This window comes from Mesorhizobium sp. M4A.F.Ca.ET.050.02.1.1, assembly GCF_003997725.1.
GTDB lineage: Bacteria > Pseudomonadota > Alphaproteobacteria > Rhizobiales > Rhizobiaceae > Mesorhizobium.
In genome coordinates this window covers 1-2,514 of the sequence record NZ_RZSG01000832.1, presented here as the reverse complement: position 1 = coordinate 2,514, position 2,514 = coordinate 1, and the positions used below count along the sequence as shown (strand labels likewise).

Annotated in this window: 2 protein-coding genes and 1 pseudogene; 2 read left to right on the top strand and 1 reads right to left on the bottom strand. The window is 64.1% G+C overall.

Annotated elements, in window-relative coordinates:
• The coding region (locus tag EOA33_RS31880; protein WP_145989404.1) for a Na/Pi symporter at positions 1 to 569 on the bottom strand (569 nt) is incomplete at its 3' end.
• A 387-nt stretch (positions 570 to 956) separates the two neighbouring features.
• Between EOA33_RS31880 and EOA33_RS41585 the strand changes: the two are divergent.
• Both EOA33_RS41585 and dnaG read left to right on the top strand, forming a co-directional pair.
• Positions 957 to 1,325 (top strand): annotated as a pseudogene (locus tag EOA33_RS41585) (RcnB family protein).
• A 136-nt stretch (positions 1,326 to 1,461) separates the two neighbouring features.
• A partial coding sequence (gene dnaG, locus EOA33_RS31870; protein ID WP_127407433.1) for a DNA primase occupies positions 1,462 to 2,514 on the top strand: 1,053 nt, incomplete at its 3' end.

Here is a 2,514-nt window from a genome sequence, read left to right as displayed (position 1 = left end):
GAATGGAACAGCCAGGTGACCAGCGCGGCGAGCAGGTAGGCGGTGACGAAATCGCCGGAGAAATAGTTGACGATCATCGGCATCAGCGTGCTCTGGCGCAACGGCTCCGACGCCTGGCCGATCATCTCCAGCGACAGAAGCAAGAGACCGATACCGACCAGGATGCGGCCGAACTGGCGCCAGTCGCGCCGCTCGGTGGCCATGAACATGACGGTGCCGGCGACCAGGCACACCGGCACCAGCAGGGAGAGGTCGAAGGTGAGGAGCTTGACCACCAGCGCCGAGCCGATCTCGGCGCCGCGCACCGCCAATTGGCCGGACATGCCGGAGACGATGCCGGCGCCGGCGAAGGAGCCGACCAGCAAGGTCACGGCCGTGGAGCTCTGCAGTGCGACCGACAGGCCGCAACCGGCGAGAACCGCCATCAGCGGATTGCGCATGGTGGCGCGCAGCCGATGGCGCAGCGCATCGCCATAGGCACGCTCGACGCCCGTCTTGACCATGCGGGTGGCAAACAGCATCAGCGCCACGGCGCCGGCAAGATGCAGAAGGACGACGGAACCGCTCATACGCGATCTCGCGATCCGACGGGCGCGCGCGGCGCGCGAGCCGAACCGTCGACGAGGCAAAAGAGGGTGCGAATCATGGACATTTCAGAAACCGAGGATACGCCGATTTACTTTAGCCGGATAATAGATTTTGGCTCTCTGGCGACGGCTGGCGCACGACGGGGCGTGTCGGAAATGGATGGACGGCGATTTGGTTGCATCGCCCACCGGCGCCGATGGCGTCATGCCGTCCGGCGCTTGCGCGCGCATCAGACGCCTATCTGACGATGCTATTGAATTAGATATCATAAATATAGGAAATCATTATATAATTGTAATTCTACTGTTCAGTTTCGGTTCATCGCCGGCACCCTATCGCTTGCGCATCGACAACCAAGGAGTACCGCCATGAATCGTCTCGTTCTTTCCGCGGTCGCCGCCTCGATTCTGGCCGCTACGTCCGTCTCGGGCCAGGCCGCGCCGCTCAATGCGCCGATCGCGCCGCAGTCGAACTACAACCAGGTCGACTGGCAACAGCCCGGCAAGCACATCGACGTGAGGAAGCGCGTCGTCTAGAAGAAGGTCGTGGTGAAGCGCAGCCATTGGCGCAACGGCCAGAAGTATTCCAGCTGGAAGCGGCACCAGCCGGTCCGCGATTACGGCCGTTTATGGCCTGCGCCGTCCAGGCCCCGGGCAGGAGTGGATCCGCGTCGGCAACGACTATGTGCTGGTCAGCATTCTTTCGGCATCATCTTTGGCGCCTTCGCCGTGCAATAAGCCGGCCAGCACTGGACTTGAAGGAAGGCGGCCGGCGACGGCCGCCTTCCTTCGCCCTGTGGAAACCGGGCATCGTCCGTATTTGGGGTCGTGCGGACCGGCACGCGTGCTTATATGGACGGGAAAAGAGTTTCCGATGCGCTTTCCGCCCGCCTTCCTCGACGAGATCCGCGACCGTGTGCCGATTTCCTCGGTCATCGGCCAGCGCGTCGCGTGGGACAGGAAGAAGACCAATGCGTCGCGCGGCGACTATTGGGCCTGCTGCCCGTTCCATGGCGAGAAGAGCCCGTCCTTCCATTGCGAGGACAAGAAGGGCCGCTACCATTGCTTCGGCTGCTCGGTGTCGGGGGACCACTTCAAGTTCCTGACCGAGCTCGACGGCATGAGCTTTCCCGAGGCGGTCGAGAAGATCGCCGACATGGCCGGCGTGCCGATGCCGGTTCGCGACGAACAGGAGGAACGGCGCGAGAAGGAACGCGCCAGCCTGACGGATGTCATGGAGATGGCGACCGCCTTCTTCCAGGAGCGGTTGCAGGGGCCGGAAGGCGCAAAGGCCCGCGCCTATCTGAGGGAGCGTGGTCTGACCTCGGCGACACAGCAGTCGTTTCGGCTGGGTTATGCGCCGGACAGCCGCAATGCGCTCAAGGAACATCTTGCCGCCAAGGGCGTGCCGAAGGCCGACATCGAGGCCTGTGGGCTGGTGCGGCATGGCGACGACATTCCGGTCTCCTATGACTGGTTCCGCGACCGCATCATGTTCCCGATCCCGGACTCGCGCGGCAAGATCATTGCCTTCGGCGGCCGGGCGCTGGCGCCCGATGCGCTCGCCAAATACATGAACTCGCCGGACACCGAGCTCTTCCACAAGGGCAACGTGCTCTACAATTTCGCCCGCGCCCGCAAGGCTCTCGCCAAGGGCGGCACCGTCATCGCGGTCGAAGGCTATATGGACGTGATCGCGCTGGCGCAGGCCGGCTTCGAGAACGCCGTGGCGCCGCTCGGCACAGCGCTCACCGAAAACCAGCTGGAGCTTCTGTGGCGCATGGCGCCGGAGCCGGTGCTCTGCTTCGACGGCGACAAGGCCGGGCTGAAGGCGGCGTGGCGGGCCGCGGATATGGCGCTGCCGGCCGTCCAACCTGGTCGCTCGGCGCGCTTTGCGCTGCTGCCGGAAGGAAAGGATCCCGACGAT